Origin of the sequence: Mycobacterium vicinigordonae, from assembly GCF_013466425.1 — a bacterium.
GTDB lineage: Bacteria > Actinomycetota > Actinomycetes > Mycobacteriales > Mycobacteriaceae > Mycobacterium > Mycobacterium vicinigordonae.
Window position 1 is genome coordinate 4,206,799 of record NZ_CP059165.1, and the last position, 19,137, is coordinate 4,225,935.

5 protein-coding genes are annotated in these 19,137 nt (G+C 66.0%); 4 read left to right on the plus strand and 1 reads right to left on the minus strand.

Going from position 1 to position 19,137, the window contains the following annotated elements; genetic code table 11:
- Position 1: 1 nt before the first annotated feature.
- Positions 2 to 11,113, minus strand: coding sequence for a type I polyketide synthase (locus H0P51_RS18885; RefSeq protein WP_180914418.1), 11,112 nt, complete (start codon positions 11,111 to 11,113; stop codon positions 2 to 4).
- A gap of 241 nt (positions 11,114 to 11,354) precedes the next feature.
- Between H0P51_RS18885 and H0P51_RS18890 the strand changes: the two genes are divergently transcribed.
- The 4 genes from H0P51_RS18890 to H0P51_RS29000 all read left to right on the plus strand — a co-directional run bounded on the left by H0P51_RS18890 (position 11,355) and on the right by H0P51_RS29000 (position 19,102).
- A complete protein-coding gene (locus H0P51_RS18890) occupies positions 11,355 to 12,776 on the plus strand; it encodes a condensation domain-containing protein (protein WP_180919085.1) in 1,422 nt (473 codons plus the stop codon).
- Positions 12,777 to 12,906: 130 nt separating this feature from the next.
- Entirely contained in the window at positions 12,907 to 15,894 is a 2,988-nt protein-coding gene (locus H0P51_RS18895) for an MMPL/RND family transporter (RefSeq protein ID WP_281373728.1), read from the plus strand.
- A gap of 68 nt (positions 15,895 to 15,962) precedes the next feature.
- The gene (gene pe / locus H0P51_RS18900; RefSeq protein WP_180914420.1) at positions 15,963 to 17,066 is read left to right on the plus strand and encodes an acyltransferase PE; all 1,104 of its coding nucleotides are present in this window, start codon (positions 15,963 to 15,965) and stop codon (positions 17,064 to 17,066) included.
- 71 nt (positions 17,067 to 17,137) lie between these two features.
- The gene (locus H0P51_RS29000) at positions 17,138 to 19,102 is read left to right on the plus strand and encodes a serine/threonine-protein kinase (RefSeq protein ID WP_180914422.1); all 1,965 of its coding nucleotides are present in this window, start codon (positions 17,138 to 17,140) and stop codon (positions 19,100 to 19,102) included.
- Positions 19,103 to 19,137 lie beyond the last annotated feature (35 nt).

Consider the following 19,137-nt stretch of genomic DNA (forward strand, 5'->3'; position numbering starts at 1 on the left):
CTCAGCCCTCCGACGCGGCATCCGGCCGACCATCGGCGTCCCCGTCTGACGGCGGCGCCGACGGTGCCTCCGAGGGCGCCGAATCAGGCTCCGGCAGCTGCTCGGCCAAATACTCCGCCAGTGACCTGATCGTCGGGTAGTCGAAGACCGCGGTGGCGCTAATCGTGAACGCGTCACCGAATTGGCTGTGTAGCCGGTTGCGCAGTTCAACCGCCATCAGTGAATCCGTGCCCAGATCCAGGAACCGGCTGCTGGCCGCCGGCGGTTGCGCCAGGCGCAAGAACTGTTGCACCTCATGCTGCAGGTATTCACTGATGAAGTCGGCCCGTTGCGACTCAGGCACCTCGAAGAGCTGGCGCAGCAACTCGCTGTCACCAGCTGCCGCCGTGGCGTCACTGGGCAGTAGGTGGTCGAGGATCGGTGGACGCGAACCGCCCAGCATTTTGGCCGCCCGCTGCCAGTTCGCTTTGATGACGGTGACCTGCGCGGTTCCGTGCGCGACGATCTCACCGAGCGCACTGAGCGCAGCCGACGGGTCCAGCGGAACGAGGCCTTGCGCACCCAGATTGGCGCGGGCGGCTTGCGAGGTGGCCATGCCGCCCTTCGCCCACGGACCCCAGTTGATGGCGGCTGCCGGCAACCCCTGGGCCTTGCGGTATGCCGCGAGCCCGTCGAGCAACGCGTTCGCCGAGGCGTAATTGGCCTGACCCGGCGAACCCAGGACACTGGAAGCCGAGGAGTACAGCAGGAAGAAGTCGAGATCATCACCCGCGGTCAACCGATGCAAATGCCAGGCTCCCAACGCCTTCGGTTGCAGCGTCGTCTGGAAGCGTTCGGCGGTCTGCTGCGGTACCAACGCGTCGTCGAGTACACCGGCCAGGTGTGCCACTCCGGCCAGCGGCGGCAACTCCGCGCGAATCCGCCCCAGCAACTCGATAGCCTGGCCCTCGTCGCCGACGTCGGCCGCGAACACGTGGACCCGGCAGCGGTGGCGCTCGGTGATGTCGGCGATCGCCCGCTGGGCGTCGGCGTCGGGTTCACGGCGGCTGGTCAACACGATGTCGCCGGCTCCGAGTTGTGCCAGGTGCGCAGCGGTATGCAGACCCAGCGCACCCAGACCGCCGGTGATCAGGTAACTCCGATCACCATGCAGCTGTAGCGGTTTGGGCATCTGCAGCACGATCTTGCCGATATGACGAGCCTGCTGCATGCGTCGGAACGCGGTCTTGGCCTCCGTCAGCGGGTAGATCTCGACGGGCAGCGGCTCCCACTGCCCGTTGGCCAGCCCGTCGGACACCTCCACGAGCAGCCGTTGGATGTGGTCGGGATCGGTCATGATGGTCCCGTCGAGCGCCACAATCTCGTAGGCGATGTCCGGACGCGCCGCGGCCATCTGCTCCGGGGACCAAATGTCTCGCTTGGCGATCTCTGCGAACCGGCCGCCCTGGGCGGTCGCCCGCACGGTCGCCTCGACGAACCCCTCGTTGGTGAGGCTGTTGAGCACCACGTCGACGCCGGTTCCCCCGGTGTCAGCGAGAATTTGGTCGGCGAAATCCGTACTGCGCGAGTCGTACACGTATTGCACGCCCAGCTTGCGCAGCATCGAGCGCTTGTAGGTGCTGGCGGTGGCGAAGACGGTGGCACCGTGCTGCTGGGCCATCTGAACGGCCGCCAATCCGACGCCGCCGCTGGCGGCATGCACGAGCACCTTATCGCCGGGCCGCAGCTGCGCCCAGTCGAACGCGAGTCGCGTCGTGAGTGCGGCAGCCGGGATGCTGGCGGCGTCAACCGCACTCAGCCCCTTGGGAACCGGTGCCAGCAACTTGGCGGGCACGTTGACCCGGCTGGCGAACGCTCCCTGCATGAAGCCCATCACCCGCTGGCCGACCTCGAGTCCGGTGACGTCGCTGCCCAATTCGGTAACGATGCCGGAGAAGTCACCGCCGATCAGGCCCGGGTCACCGGGGTAGAGACCCAGCACGTTGAGCACATCGCGGAAGTTCAGGCCAGCGGCCTCCACCCGGACCTGCACCTGACCTGCGCTGGGCGGCGACACGTCGGTTTCCATCAGACGCAGGTTGTCGATCGCGCCACGTTCAGTCGGTGCCAGCACGTAGTCGCCCGCCCGGGGCACCGCCAATTGCCCGCTGCGCGACCACGGCATCAGCCGCGAGACGAGGTACTTCCCTTGGCGCAGTGCGAGTTCAGGCTCCTCGACCGGCGCGCCGAGCAGTCCGGCCAGTGCGTGCACAGCCTCCTCGGACCCGTCGTGGTCGACCAGTCGGCAGCGCAGGATCGGTTGCTCGTTGATGATCGTCCGGCCCAGCCCCCACAGTGCGGCCTGCACCGGGTCGACGAGTTCGCCGGGTTCGGCGGCAACTGCCCGTTCGGTCACGATCCACAGCCCGCCGGGGAGTTTCAGCGTGTCGTCGGCCAGCAGCGGATGTACCACCCCGATCACGTTGCCGATCTCGGCCTGCAGCCGCGCTGCGAAGTCGACACTCGATTCTTCGGCATCGTGTTTTCCGTTGCCGCGCAGAACAATCCCTGAGATCTGCACGCCCCGCTCCTGCGTTTGCGCAATCAGCTGCCGCACTTGTTCAGGGTCTGCGGACCGCTCGATGCGCAGGCAGCCAGGCAGTTCGGCGGCCAGCTCGTCGAAACCGGCCACGAGCCACGTGCCGACGGCACTGTCAGCAGCATCGGATGCTGGTGGCGGCACCTCGTGCCAGCCGAGCGTGTAGAGCAGGCGCGTCGCGTCGCCACCCAGTCCGCGCAGCAACGCCTCTCGGGGGGCACGCTTGACGGTGAAATCGCGGATGCCGCCTAGCAGGCGACCGTCGCGGTCCACGAAATCGAGGTCGAAGACCTGGGTTTCGCTGTCCAGCGTGCTGTCGTGCCACTTCGCGCGACAGTAGAACCGGCGCGGCATCTTCTCGCGCAGCATCACCCGCCCGTAGCGCAGCGGCAGGAACAGGTCGGCTACCCCGTGCTCGGCCGCCAGTAGTGCCGGGAACGCCGGGAAGGCGACGCCGGTGCACAGATCCAGCAGCACCGGGTGGATCGGCTCGCTGCCGAGGTGTTCGGAGAGTTCGTCCCCGACGACCACGTCGCCGATGGCCTCGCCGTCACCTACCCACAGCGATTTGAGGGAGGTCGACCAGGTCGGGCCCCAAGACAGCTCCATATCGGAGAAGGTCTCGAACAACTCCTGCGGCCGAGTACGGCTCAACCGCTCGGTCGCCGCGTCCACCGAACCCGTTGGATCCAGCAATGATTCATCATCGATACCGGTGACGATGGTGCCGTCGGCATTCAGCGACCAATCGGCGTCGCGCACCCCGTATGGCCGGCTGTGTACCTTGAACGTGAAACCACTGCCGTCATCGACCGGACTCAGCGTCAGCTGTACTTCCCGAGAACTCTTCTCGGGCAGAATGATCGGCTCGTAGAAGAACACATCTTGGACCCGCGCCGGCGGCCCGACGGCGGCCAGTGCCATGGCCGCGTACGTCGCGCCCGGGACGACGACGGTGCCGTAGATGACGTGGTGGGCAAGCCACGGCTGGGACTTGACCGATAGCCGACTGGTGTAGATGACGTCGCCGGACGCGAGATCCTTCGCGCTACCGAGAATTCCGGCGACTGCCACGCCGTCGCCACCGCCACCGATGATGCCGGAGGTCTTGGGCCAGAAGTGCCTGCGCTGGAACGGGTAGGTCGGCAGCTCAAGTCGGCGCCGCGCGCAATGGTGCAGCGCGGCGAAGTTGGGCCGATGACCTGAAACGTAAGCCGCGGCAACCGCTTCAGCGATCTGACGACGAGCGTCGGTGCCCTTGCGCAACGAAACGATAGCGCGGGGGGTGGCGGCGTGTTCCGGCCAGACCTGCACGGCAGCCGCCGTCAGGATCGGCTGCGGCCCGAGCTCCATCAACACCGTGCAACCGAGCTGCGCCACCGTACGCACACTCTCGGCGAACTGTACCGGCTGGCGGGAATGGCGTCGCCAGTATTGGGCGTTGAGTCCGGTGTCGGCGCCTAGCACCGCGCCGGTGCGGTTGCAGATCAATGGCCGCGTCGGGATACCGAACTGGAAACGCTCGGCGTACGACTCGAACTCGTCGAGCGCCGGCTCGAGCAGCTCGGAGTGGAAGGCATGGCTGGTGTCCAGCCAATTGCACCGGATCCCATCGTCACTGAACGCGGCGACGACCATTTCCAGGTCTTCGCCCGGACCAGACAGCACCGTGTTCGGGCCGTTGTAGGCGCCGACTGAGACCCGCGGGAATTTGTCTGCGACCGACTCGACGTGCCCGGCGTCGGCGAATACGGCGACCATCCGACCGCCCTCGGGCAGGTTGCCGAACAGCCGCCCGCGTTCGGCGATCAACCGTGCGCCGTCCTCGAGACTGAACACATCGGCCACGCAGGCTGCCGCGTACTGGCCCACACTGTGCCCGAGCACCACGTCGGGCTCAATACCCCAGGACTGCCACAGCCGGGCCAGACCCATCTCGACTGCGAACAGCGCAGGCTGCGCAAAAGAGGTGTGCCGCAAGGCTTCTGCACTGTCTCGGTCGGTGGCGAACAGCACCTCGAGCAGCGGCTTCCGCAACAGGCCATCGACGGCGTCCGCGCACCGCCGCACGGTGTCGGCGAACACGGGCTCGGCGTCGAACAACTCCCGCGCCATCCCGGGGTACTGGCTGCCCTGGCCGGTGAACAACCACGCCGTCGTCGGGCGGTCGGTGCATTCACCGCGGACCACACCCGGGCGCAGCCGGTTCTCCGTTAACTCCGCCAACAGCTCACGGGCACCCTGCACGGAATCCACCACCAGTGCCGCGCGGTGCTCGAACTGTGAGCGCCCGGCACCGGCGGTGAAGCACACGTCGGCGATGTCCACCTTAGGGTGCGCGTCCAGCCAGTCGCTGTAACGCTGCGCCAGCGCCGTCAACGCCTCGGACGAGCGCGCCGACAGCGGCAGCACGTCGACAGATGCACTGGTCTGCGCCTCCGTCGCTCCGCTGTCATCGGACTCGCCGTCGTCTACCGAGTACGCGTCGTCGGTCGCCAGGCGTGGCGGCGCCTCCTCGATCAGCACATGCGCGTTGGTGCCGGTGAACCCGAAGGAACTCACACCAGCGCGGCGGGGCCGGCCGTTGGCCTGCCACGGCGTGGCATGGTCGACGACCTGTACCGGCAGCGACTCCCACGGAATGTGGGGTGACGGCTTCTCGAAATGCAGGATCTGCGGCAGCATTTCGTGCTGCAGCGACATTACGACCTTGATCAGGCCGGCGACGCCAGCCGCAGACTCGAGGTGCCCGATGTTGGTCTTCACCGATCCCAGCAGCAGCGGCCGATCCGGCTCGCGGCCCGCTCCGTAGACGGCCGCGGCCGCCTGCACCTCGATCGGGTCACCCAGAGCGGTGCCCGTGCCGTGTGCCTCGAGGTAGTCGACGTCTCCGCCACTGAAACCGGCCCGGGCCAATGCCGCGGAGATAAGGCGCTGCTGCGCACCGCCGTTCGGCACCGTCAAGCCGCTGGAGGCACCATCCTGGTTGACCGCACTGCCCCGGATTACCGCGCAGATTCGGTCGCCGTCACGTTCGGCGTCGCTGAGCCGCTTGAGCACCAGAATGCCGCAGCCCTCGCTTCGCACATAGCCATCGGCCGCCGCATCGAAGGTCTTGCACCGGCCATCCGGCGACAGCATCCGGGCACGCGAGGCGGCCACGATCGAGGCCGGGCTCAGCAGCACGTTCACCCCCCCGGCGAGCGCCAGATCGCAGTCGCCGGAGTGCAGCGCCTGGCAGGCCTGGTGCACGGCCACCAGCGACGAACTGCAGGCGGTGTCCACAGCAACTGCCGGTCCTTCCAACCCGAGCGCGAAGGCGACCCGGCCGGCGATGGCGTTGAGCGCGTTGCCGGTGATGAAGTGGGCCTCGATGGTCTCGACCGAGTCGCGGGAGAGCAGGTGCGAATACTCGTTGGCGGCGACCCCTACGAAGATGCCGCTTCGGCTGCCGCGCAACGCCGCCGGCGAGTAACCGGCGCGCTCGAGGCCTTCCCAGACGATCTCCAGCATCAACCGTTGCTGAGGATCCATCCACACCGCCTCGCGCGGCGATATGCCGAAGAACTCCGGGTCGAATCCGTCGATGCCCTCCAGGTATCCGCCGTTGCGGCTGTAGATCTTGCCTGGCGTCTCGGGGTCCGGGTCGTAGAACTCGTCGATGTCGAAACGGTCGTCCGGGATTTCGCGGATCGCGTCCACGCCGCCGGAAAGCAGGTCCCAATAGGCGTCGGGATCAGGTGAGCCCGGGAAGCGGCACGCCACGGCGACGATCGCGATCGGCTCGTCGGCAGCCGTGGACGTGAGCGAGACTGGCCGGGCCGGCGCCGCGGCCGCGGACGGCTGGGTACCCAGGTTCAGGACGTCGCCCAGCAGGTAGTCGGCGACGTCGATCAGGCGCGGATGGTCCATCGCCAGCGTTGCCGGCAGCTGCGTGCCCACTGCCTGCTCGACCCGGCGACGGAGTTCGACGGCCATCAGCGAATCCATGCCGAGGTCGAAGAACCCGGCCTCCTCGCGGATCTCCGATCCGTCGATGCGGGTCACCTCGGCGACAACGTCGCGCAGGAACTCCACCAATATTTTCTTGCGCTGCTGCACCGGGGCGGCGGTGAGCTGCTCGACCAATCGCGTAGTGCCAGATGAACCCAATGCCGCTGGGGCAGTGACGGATTCGGGCACCTCACGCTCCAGCTCGGACAGAAACGCCCGTTTGCCGCCGAGTTGGTACAGCGGCAGGAAGCGGGCCCAGTCGATCCGCGCCACCACACCGTGTCCGGCGTCGGGCGCGGCACCCGAAGACGCAGCGATCACCTCGGCCATGCCGGCCAACGCGTCGGCGGGCGACAGGGCCTTGACCCCGCGCTGCTCGAGACGTGCCCGGGCGTCCGCGTCGGCCATGCCGGTCGTCTCCGCCAGCCCCGACATCCAGGGGCCGAAGTTCACGCTGATCCCGGGCACACCCTGCTCGCGCAGCCGCGACACCAGCGCGTCGAGGAAGGCGTTGGCTGCGCTGTAAGCGGACTGACCGAAGCTGCCCCAGACCGCGGCTATCGACGAGGTGCACAGGAAGAAGTCCAGCCGCAGATCCGCGGTGGCCTCACTCAAATGCCATGCGCCCCAAACTTTTCCAGCGAATACGCGCTCTACCTCTGCGTCGTCGAGGGTTTGCAGCGGGGTGGTGCCCATCTCACCTGCGGCGTGCACCACGCCGGCCAGGGGCGGCAGTTCGGACTGCACGGTGGCCAACAGTCGGGCGACGTCGTGCGGGTTTGCGACATCGGCGGCGACGACCCGGGTCTGACAGCCGTGCTCGGCGAGAATCGCGTCGATGCGCCGTTGGGCGGCCTCGCTGGGAGCGCGCCTGCTGGTTAGCACCAACTGCCGGGCTCCGCGAGATGCCAGGTACCCGGCGATCTCTAGCCCGATGGCGCCCAGCCCACCGGTTACCAGATACGTTGCCCCGGAACGCAATTGCACTGGCGCGGCGGTCGGCAACCCGGCCCGGCGGTGCAGTCGCGGAACATAGACGATTTGGTCGCGCAGCGCGATTTGGTCTTCCCTGACTACCGAGTCGCTCGGTGCAGCCGAGAGTTGATCGATCAGGCGTGACCACTCGTCGGCGCTGCCGGCGGACAGATCCGCGATCCCGCCCCACACTTGCGGATGCTCCAGCGCTGCGGCGCGACCGAATCCCCACACGCAGGCCTGTACGGGCGATGCGCTGTCACTCTCGGTAACTCGTTGTGCCCCACGGGTTATCAGCCAGATGGGAACACGCAGTTCAGCGGCCGCCGCGGCCCGGAAAAGATGCTTTGCGCCACCGAGGACGCGGTGCTGCATTCGCAGTAATGATCGCATCGACGGCGCGGCGACGCTGTCCCGCTCGAGCGGGGCCAGGCACAGGATTCGCAGCGACGGTTCCTCGGCCACCGCCGCGCGCAGCTCGCCTTCGAACCGTTCGCGGTCTGGGTCGGACGCCGGCAATCCGAGAGTCCGATACCGGTGACCGCGTGCGGTCAGGGCGTCTATCAGGGGTTGACTCAGCTCGGCGTCATCGCCGACCAGCAGCCACGCCGAACCCTCGCCGGCGACGGCGGATGCCGGCGAGGCAGCCGCAGATTCCTCCCACCGAACCTCGTAGCGGGCATCGGCGATTGATCGCACTGCGCGCTGCCGATTATGTTGTGCAGCAAGCTTTTTCAGAACTTCAGCGGTTGGCTGGTTGCTACCGTCGCCGTCGAGCAGCGCGGCAAGTTCGTCGAACTTGCCGTCTTCGAGGAGCCGGACCGCTTCGGTGCGTGCGGCCTCGTCGGCCGGGTTGACGGCCTGGCTCGCTGGAATCCGCTTGTCCCGGAACCAGTACGGGCGGTGCTGGAAGGGATAAGTGGGCAGGTCGAGCTTGGTGACCGGCGCCGGCTGCTGCGCGGCGAAGTTGGGCAGGTGGCCAACGGCGTACGCGCTGGCCAGGGCCTCGGTGATCTGCCGGTGGTCGGCACCATTTCGACGCAGCGACGCGATCGCCCGCGGGGCCGTCGCCGGGTCTGGCCAGGCGCGCAGAGCCGCGGCGGTGAGCACCGGCTGTGGCCCCACCTCGAGCAACGCGGCACAGCCCAGATCGGCCAGGGTCGCCACACTCTTGGCGAACTCGATCGGCTGGCGGGCATGGCGGCGCCAGTAGTTGGCGTCCAGCTGCACCGTCCGGCCCAGTGTGGCACCGGTCCGGTTGCACACCAGAATCCTTTGCGGAGAACGGTATTCGAACTGAGCGGCGAAGGTCTCAAATTCGTCGAGGGCCGGATCCAATAACGCCGAGTGGAACGCGTGGCTGGTGTCCAGCCACTCACACCGGACACTATCGGCGGTCAACGCAGCCACGGCTCGGTCCAGATCCTCCGCGGGCCCCGACAGCACGGTGTTGGCGCCGTTGAAGGCAGCCACCGACAGCCGCGGGAACTCATCGGTGAAACTCTCGACCCGCTCGGCGGCCGCGAACACCGCGACCATCCGGCCGCCGGCGGGCAAATTGCCGAACAGGCGGCCGCGTTCGGCGAGCAGCAACGCCCCGTCCTCGAGCGAGAACACACCCGCGACGCAGGCCGCCGAGTATTGACCGACGCTATGACCGAGCACCACGTCGGGCTGTAGGCCCCACGACTGCCAGAGCCGGGCCAACCCCATCTCGACTGCGAAGAGGGCGGGCTGGGCGTAGCTGGTTTGGCGCAGCGTGTGCTCGGCGTCGGGGTCGAAAATTACTTCCAACAATGGCTTTTCGAGCACCTGGGCGACCACCGCAGCACACCGGGCCATCGTCTCGGCGAACACCGGTTCGGTGTCGAACAACTCCCGCGCCATCCCGGCGAACTGGCTGCCCTGTCCGGGAAACAGCCACGCTGTCTTCGGGACGTCGGCGGATTCCCCGCGCACCAGGCCCGGCGCCGGACGGTCGTCGGCGAGTGCGGCAAGTAGCTCACCGGCGGACTCGGTGGAATTCACCACTAGTGCGGCACGGTGCTCGAAGTGAGATCGACCGACCCCGGCGGTGAAACAAAGATCCGCCAGATCGGCGTCCGGATGCGCGGTCAACCACTCGCGGTACCGCTGGGCGAGCTGGACCAGAGCGGCCGGGCTGCGCGCCGACAGCGGCAGCAGGCCGAACCGCCGGTCATCATGCGCCGCGACCGGCGGCGGTGCCGAGCTGATGCGGATCGCCGGATCGGGCGCTTCCTCAATAATGACGTGCGCGTTGGTACCCGAGAACCCGAATGAGCTGACCCCGGCGATACGTGGCACACCATTGCGCTCCCAGGCGGTGGGCTCCTGCACCACCCGCACCGCGAAGCGGTCCCAGGGAATGTGTGGTGACGGCGTGCGGAAATTCAAGTGCTTCGGCAACGCCCCGTGTTCGAGCGAGAGGATGACCTTTATCACACCCGCGATCCCCGCGGCGGCCTCCAAATGCCCGATGTTCGTCTTCACCGAACCGATGAGCAGCGGCCGTTCCGGGTCACGGCCTTGGCCGAGTACGGCACCGGCGGCCTGAACCTCGATCGGGTCGCCCAGCGACGTCCCGGTCCCGTGCGCCTCAAGGTAACCGACATCGCCGGCCGCGACGCCCGAACGCTGCAGTGCCTCGGTGATCACCCGCTGTTGGGCCACCCCGTTCGGGACGGTCAGACCGCCGGACGCGCCGTCCTGGTTGATCGCACTACCACGGATGACGGCCCTGATCCGGTCACCGTCGCGGATTGCGTCGTCGAGCCGCTTGATGACGATGACACCGCAGCCCTCGCCGCGCACATAGCCGTCCGCGGCGGCGTCGAACGTCTTGCACCGGCCATCCGGCGCCAGCATGTGCGCGTGCGAGAAGGTGATCATGGTCGCGGGGCTAAGCAGCACGTTCGCGCCACCGGCCAGCGCCAGGTCGCACTCGCCATACCGCAGCGCCTGGCATGCCTGGTGGATCGCCACCAACGAGGAACTGCAGGCAGTGTCGACCGTAACCGCCGGGCCCTGCAGCCCCATCCGGTAGCTGATCCGCCCGGCTCCGGCGGCCGCTGCGGTCCCGATCGCCATGTAGGCCTCGATCTCGGCGTAACTCAGCTCGTCGGAGGCCATTCCCAGGTAGTCGTGCGTCGACAGGCCCACGAACACTCCGGTGTTGGAGTTCGCCAGGGACATCGGCGCGACACCCGCATGCTCGACCGCCTGCCAGGCAGTTTCCAGCAGCAGGCGGTGCTGCGGATCCATCAACCTGACCTCACGGGCCGACACCCCGAAAAACGGCGCGTCGAAGCCGGTCACATCATCGATGAAGCCGGCCCGGCGGGCGACCATCTTGCCGGGCGCGTCGGGATCCGGGTCGAAGAACTCCTCGACATCCCAACGATCCTTGGGGATGTCCGACACCGCGTCACGGCCCTGTTGCAGCACGTCCCAAAACTCGTTCGCGTCGGCGGCACCCGGGAATCGCGCGGCGTAACCGACGATCGCGAATCCCGATGTCGACGCCGTCAGATCCTCGACAAATGCCATGCGTTGCCCTCCCTGGTCGGCCGGCCTGGTTGCGCCGCAGCTTGAATCTCCCCCGGCACAGTATGGCAAGCGAGGCTGTGCCCGACACGAACGCCAAGCAATGTCACAGAGTGCTCCTGCCATCCCACGAGGCCGTGGTCGGCGCGTCGTCGGCGGCGGCGACGGACCCCGCCGGAGCGGTTATGTTGATCTCGATGGCGGCGTGGCCGCACCGCACCGTCGCGAAACCTTGGAGGAAATATTGCGCATCGGCAAAATCACTATCGGCACCATTGATCAATGGAGCCTGCGGCCGGGCACGGTTATCTCCTGGCACCCGACCGACGCATCCCGGGAAAAAGCTCGGCAAGCCCCGGTCAGTTCTGTCCCGGTAAGCTACATGCAAGGTCAACATCTCCGCAATTATTACGAAAGGACTGCCTCAGGACTCGATTTTTCGCGTCTTATTTTGGCTGGCTGCGAGGTGCCCGGTCAGTGCGATATCGCCGTGATGGATCGAGCTCTCAACGCCTACCTCCGCCGGCACGACACCTACCGCAGTTGGTTCCAGTACGCCGACACCGGCGACTTTGTCAGACACTCGCTCGTCGATCCCGCCGATATTGAATTCGTTCCGATAAATCATGGCGAGATGAGCGCCGAGGAAATACGCGATCACGTAATTGCGACACCGAACCCGCTGGAATGGGGATGCTTCGCTTTCGGCGTCGTACAGAACCAGGACCACTTTACTTTCTATGCCAGCATCGACCACGTTCACGGTGACGCGACGTTGATCGGCATCACGATGCTGGAGTCCCATGCGATGTATCAGTCCCTGACGGCGGGAAAGGGTGCGCTCGCGCTGCCCGACAGCGGCAGCTACGACGACTACTGCGTCCAGCAGCGGGACTTTACCTCGCAGTTGACCGCAGATTCGCCGGCGGTACGCGCATGGATCGACTTTGCCGAGAACAATGACGGTGGGTTTCCCGAGTTCCCGCTTCCCCTCGGCAATCCGTTGAAGCCGTCCGACAGCGACATGGTCACCGAACTGCTGATGGACCCGCAACAAACGGCCCGATTCGAGTCCGCCTGCGAGGGTGCCGGCGCTCGATTCATCGGCGGCTTGTTCGCGTGCATGGCCCTGGTCGAACATGAATTCACCGGCGCCCCCACGTATTACGGGCTGACCCCGCGGGATACCCGGCGCACCTCGGAGAATTTCATGACCCAAGGCTGGTTCACGGGCTTGGTTCCTATCACGGTACCGATTGCGGCAGCATCGTTTGTCGATGCCGCCTGGGCGGCACAGAATTCTTTCGATTCCGGACTCGATATGGCGAAGGTGCCGTATTACCGCGTGCTGGAATTAGCGCCGTGGCTGGGTTGGCCAAGGCCGAACTTCCCGGTGTCGAACTTCTTGCACGGCGACGCCGCTCCGCTCAACGCTGTGCTCGCCGCCGCCGAGATGGGTTACGCGGACAATATCGGGATCTACTCCGACGGCAGGTTCTCGTATCAGTTGACTATCTACATTTTTCGGTACGGAGAAGGCACTTCAATGGCAGTGATGTATCCGGACAACCCGGTTGCGCAAAAATCTGTCGCCCGGTACATCCAAGCGATGAAGGCAGTCTGCACCCGGGTCGCGGAAAGCGGCGATTGGGGACGCGTTGCGTAGTGTGGGGTAGTTCGATGGACGCTGCGGCGCGGAGAAGCTCGACTTCCGATCAAGCGTGGAACAAGGGTTCGCGCGGCGCAGCCAGGGGTGTCGCTGGGGGGCGCACGCTGGGACCGGAGGTGGGGACACTGTGCGACGCCTAGCCGATTTTGTGGTGCGGTGGCCGTGGGTGGTGATCGGGTTCTGGGTCGCGATCGCGGTCGCGCTGCCGCTGACGATGCCGTCCCTCAACGAGATGTCCCAGAAGCATCCGCTTTCCATCCTCCCCAGCGACGCGCCGTCGAGCGTCACCGCCCGCAAGATGACCGAGGCCTTTCACGAGTCGAGCTCGGAAAACCTGTTGCTCGTGGTCCTGACGAACGACAAGGGGCTCGGACCGGCAGAGGAAAGCGTCTACCGCAAGCTGGCGGCAGCGCTGCACGACGACACCCGCGATGTGGTGATGGTCCAGGATTTCGTCAGCACTCCACCTCTGCGCCCCGTATTGACCAGCAAAGACAACAAGTCCTGGGTGCTGCCGGTCGGGCTGTCCGGCGAGTTAGGCACTCCGCGGTCCTATGCCGCGTTCGGACGTGTCTCGCAGATCGTCAAACACACCGTCGCCGGCGCACCGCTGACCGTCAACCTAACGGGGCCGGCAGCCACTGTGGCCGATCTCACTGCCGCCGGGGAGCATGACCGGCTGCCGATCGAGGTGGCTATCGCAGTCCTGGTGCTCGCCGTGCTGCTGGTCGTTTACCGCAACCCGATCACCATGTTGCTGCCGCTGGCGGCGATCGGAATGTCCCTGCTGGTGGCGCAGGCGTTGGTGGCGGGGTTCTCCCAATTGACCGGCTTCGGCGTGTCCAATCAGTCCATCGTGTTCCTGAGCGCCATGATCGCCGGCGCCGGTACGGACTATGCCGTTTTCCTCATCAGCCGATATCACGACTACCTGCGTGCCGGCGCGGACTTCGACGACGCCGTACGCCGGGCGTTGATCTCCATCGGGAAGGTGATCGCCGCGTCTGCGGCCACGGTAGGCATCACCTTCCTTGGCATCAGCTTCGCCCGGATGGGTGTGTTCTCGACGGTCGGCGCGTCGTCGGCAATCGGGATCGGCGTCGCATTCCTGGCCGCGGTGACCTTGCTTCCCGCCATCCTGGTGATCGCTGGACCACGCGGCTGGGTCCAGCCACGGCGCGAACGCACCGCACGATTCTGGCGGCGATCCGGCATCCGTATCGTCCGCCGGCCGAAGGCTCACCTGGTGGCCAGTGTGCTTGTGCTGGTCGCGTTGGCGAGTTGCGCAGGGCTGGTTCGCTTTAACTACGACGACCGTAAGGTGGTGCCGGCGTCGGCTCCGAGTTCGATCGGATATACCGCCCTCGAGCACCATTTCCCGGTGAACCAGTCCGTTCCCGAATACATCCTCATCCAGTCCCCACACGACCTACGGACCCCGAAGGCGCTGGCCGACCTGGAACAGATGGCGGACCGGATCAGCCAGCTGCCGAACATCGCCAGAGTCAGCGGCATCACCCGGCCCACCGGTGTGGTCCCGCAAGAATTCCGCGCGACGTATCAGGCGGGTGCCGTCGGCGCCCGGCTCGGCGGGGCGTCGGACGTGATCAGTGACCACAATGACGACCTCACCAAATTGGTCGACGGCGCCAACACACTGGCCGTCAACCTGCGGGATGTGCGCGGCCAGGTCAACCAGATGGTTGCCAGCATGCAGGGCCTGACCGACGCCTTCGCCTCCATGAAGACCCAATACGGCGGCGAGAAACTGGTGCGGGAGGTCGTGACCGCGGCCAAGCTGGTCAACAGCATCAACACCTTGGGCAACTCCATGGGCGTGAACTTCTCCGCCGTCAAGGACATGTTCGGCTGGATCGGACCGGTGCTGACGGCGCTGCAGGGCAACCCCGTCTGCGACGCCGACCTCTCTTGTAGCGACACCCGCGCCCAGTTCCAGCGGCTGGTCGCCGCCCGTGGCGACGGCAGTCTCGACCAGATCAACGAACTGGCCGGACAACTGCAGACGTTCCAGGACCGGCAAACCCTGAACGCATCGGTGGACCGCCTGCGGGCGGTGCTCACCGGTTTCACCAGAGCGATGCACTCCCTGGGGCTGGACCAGCCGGGCGGCCTGCAGTCGGGCCTGACCAATCTGAAACAGGGTGCCGACCGCTTCGCCGGCGGGAGCCGGCAGCTGGCCGACGGCGTGGAACAGCTGGTCGAACAGGTTAGGCAGTTGGGCGCAGGGCTCGGCGACGCATCGGCGTTCCTGCTCTCGATGAAGAATGACGCGGCCGACCCGTCGATGGCGGGGTTCAACATCCCAGCCCAACTGCTGCACTTGGAGGAGTTCAAAAAGGCCGCCAAGATGTTCATCTCGCCCGACGGACGCTCGGTGCGCTACCTGGTGCAGACGAAGTTGAATCCGTTCAGCGCCGAGGCGATGGACCAGGTCAACGCGATCACCGATACCGCGCGGGGCGCCCAACCCAACACCGCGTTGGCGGACGCCAACATATCGATGGCCGGATATCCCGTCACGCTGCGCGACACACGCAACTACTACGAGCGCGACATTCGCTACATCATCGTCGTGACCGTTCTGGTCGTGTTGCTGACCTTGATGGCGCTGCTGCGTGCCGTGGTCGCACCGCTATACCTGGTCGGATCGGTCATCATCTCCTACCTGTCCGCTGTCGGTATCGGCGTGCTGGTGTTCCAATTCCTACTAGGTCAGCAATTGCATTGGAGCGTGCCACCTTTGGCGTTCGTTGTGCTGGTCGCGGTGGGCGCCGACTACAACATGCTGTTCGTCTCCCGAATGCGTGACGAGTCGCCGCACGGCATGCGTTACGGCGTGATCCGCACCCTGACCTCCACCGGCGGCGTGATAACCGCGGCGGGTCTGATCTTCGCCGCCTCGATGTTCGGTCTGCTGTTCTCCAGCATCGGCACCGTGATCCAGGCCGGATTGGTGATCGGCGTCGGCATCCTGCTGGACACGTTCCTGGTGCGCACCATCACGGTGCCCGCCATCGCTACGCTGGTCGGCAAGGGGAGTTGGTGGCCGTCACACCCGAGGCCGCAAGCGCTACCCGCCGACCAGGCCGACTAGGTGGATTAGGCGGACGAGGACCGAAATATGCAGAACCGTAAGACCGAGCCGAACGAGCGGGACAAACCATGAAGAAACTACTCGCAGGAGTCACGGCGGCGGTAACTCTGGGCGCCTCAGGTTATTTCGGTGCCGGCCTGGCCAAAGCCGACGACCCGCCGCCTGCCGATCCGACGGCTCCCGGCGGCAACGCCTACGCATTGGGCGGTGCGCACGTCTTGGGCATCCCCTACGACGAATACATCCGCCGCGAAGGCGACGAGTGGTTCCCCGGGCTGCGACGGCAGATTGTCGACTATCCGGCAGGTCAGGTCCAGGGCCATGTGCTGGGACGGATCTTCCCGGGAATCGGCAAACTGGACGAGGAATTTCCCGGGCTCGGAGCGGACGGTCCCAGCATCGGCGAGTCCGTCGATGTCGGTGAAAACAATCTGCTCGCGGCGATCCACGCCGGCGGCCCTGGGACGGCAATTGGATTGTCCGAGGGGTCACTGGTGCTCAATGCCGTGCAGGCCCGGCTCGCCAACGATCCGACCGCTCCCCCACCAGACCAGTTGACGTTCGCCACCTTCGGCGATCCGGTCGCGCGGCATCCCTTCGGTCAGAGCTTCCTGACCGCCATGTTCCCGGTCGGCTCCGTGGTGCCCGCGATGGACTACACCATCCCGCCTCCGGTGGAGAGCCAGTACAACACTAAGCAATTCATTTCGGCCTACGACTCGATCGCCGACTTCCCGGACCGGCCGGACAACCTGCTGGCCCTGGCCAACACGCTGGTGGGCCTCGCCACCGGCCACACCGCGGTGGCGTTCACCAACCCCAGCATGGTGCCGCCCCAGAACATCCGGACGACCGTCAATTCACGCGGCGCCACGACGACGACGTATCTGATCCCCGAGCGGCACCTTCCGTTGGTGCTTCCGCTCGGCTATCTCGGCGTGCCGGACGAGTTGCTGAGTCAGATGGACGCCGAGTTGGCGCCGATGATCAACGCAGCCTATTCACGCAACGACGATCCACTGACGGCTCCGGTTCAGGTGGATCCGGTGCACGGGTTCGACCCGGCCGCCGTCACGGCACCGGCGACGCAGGCCACCTTCGGCGGTGGCGCCGATCCGGTCTCGCAGATTCTCTCTGGCGCGCTGGCCGTGCTGAACCAAGGTCATCGCTGAGCAAACGGCGGCGATGTACCCGCTAGGCGCATAAACTCCGAAGTGCAACGAAGGATCGTCAGGAGGCGCTGTTGGCGGAGGAGCCGCCGCTTGGCGGCACGACCGAAGAGTGGCACACCGGATCCCACTTCGGGCCCTACTTGCTCAAGCGACTTCTGGGGCGGGGCGCGTTCGGAGAGGTCTACGAGGCCCTCGACACGCGGAAAAGCCGATCGATAGCGCTCAAGCTGCTGCCGCCGTCCTACTCTGCCGACCCGAGCTTTCGCAGACGGTTGTTCCGAGAGGCCAGCACTGCGGGCAGACTCAACGAACCTCATGTCGTCCCGATCCACGATTTCGGGGAGATCGAGGGAAAGCTCTTCATCGATATGCGTTTGATCCCCGGCACGGACCTCCGCACCGTGTTGGACGAGAGCGGACCACTGGACCCGGTGCGCGCGGTGTCGATCGTCGCCCAGATCGCCTCCGCGCTCGACGCGGCCCATGCCGAACAGATCGTCCACCGCGACGTCAAACCAGCGAATATCTTGCTGGCGCCGGAGGATTTCGCCTGCCTCGTCGACTTCGGGTTGGCCAGCGCCGCCACTGACGTCAAACTAACCAGTACCGGCACCACCGTCGGCACCTTCGCCTACATGGCTCCCGAACGATTCACCGACGCCGAGGTCGATCATCGGTCGGACATCTACGCCTTGACGTGTGTGCTCTACGAGTGCCTGACCGGTGCCACGCCCTACTCGATCAGCGACCGGACGGCCTTGATCGCCGCGCATCTGGCCAGCCCCATCCCCCGCCCCAGCCGATATCCGGGCGTGCCCGCCGGCTTCGACGACGTCATCGCTCAAGGAATGGCAAAGGAAGGCGAAGACCGCTATCCCAAGGCAGCCGACCTGGCCTCCGCCGCGCACCGAGCTCTGAGCAGCGCGCCACCCCAAGACAAAACGACCGTCGCGACCATGGCCCCCGTGGCCGACGCGACGACCGATGCCACGGCGGGGACGGGAAAACGACGACGACGCATCCCGAGCCGAGCCGCGCTGGTCGCTATCGGCGTCGTGGTTGCCCTGGTTGCCGCGGCGGCGGCGATCGGCTGGTTCAGCTCTCGCCATCACCGACCTTCAGCCGCCGCTCCCAAGCCTGCGATGGCATCTATCGCGCGGATCGCGGCCACCATTGGGGTAGGCAAACGCCCCGAGGCGGTAGCAATCGACGCCGTCAATCATGTCGCCTACACCGCTAACTACCAAGACGACAGTGTCTCGATGATCGATACGGTCAGACGCGCCGTCGCGGCGACTGTGCCGGTAGGCAAAGGCCCGGTAGGCATCGCGGTGGACCCGGCCAGCCACACTGCCTGCACGGCCAACAATCGAGATGACAGCGTGTCGGTGATCGATACGGTCGGAGGCGCAGTCGCCGCCACGGTACGAGTGGGCACAAACCCGTGGGGGGTATCAATCGACCCCAGCACCCGCGCGGCCTATGTGGCCAACATGTGGGATTACACAGTCTCGGTGATCAACCTCGACAGCCGCACCGTCACCGCCACGATCCCGGTCGGCAAAAACCCCTACGGTGTGGCGATCGATCCCACCGCACACACCGCCTACGTCGCGAACAGCAGCGACGGCACCTTGTCAGCGATCGATACACACAGCCTCGCCGTCGTGGCCACTATCCCAGTAGGAAACGACCCCCGTGGCGTGGCGGTGGACCCGCTCACCCACACGGCCTATGTCACGAACGAAGCGGAGGGTGCCACGTCGGTGGTCAATCTGGAAAATCGGCGGGTCATCGCAACCATCCACATTGGCAACAGTCCGTACGGAGTGACCGTCGATCCCGCCAACCAGATCGTTTACACGGCAAATCACGATAGTGCCGTCTCGGTGATCGACGCCAAATCGTTCACCATCGTCGGCGCAATTCGTATCGGGAAGGACACCTTCGCTGTGGATGTCGACCCCATCAACCACATCGTTTACACAGCCAACCAAGACAACACGGTATCGGTGATAGAACCAGCAGGGTCGTAGCCGATCCGCCCGGTTCTATACGATTCGGCTCGCAC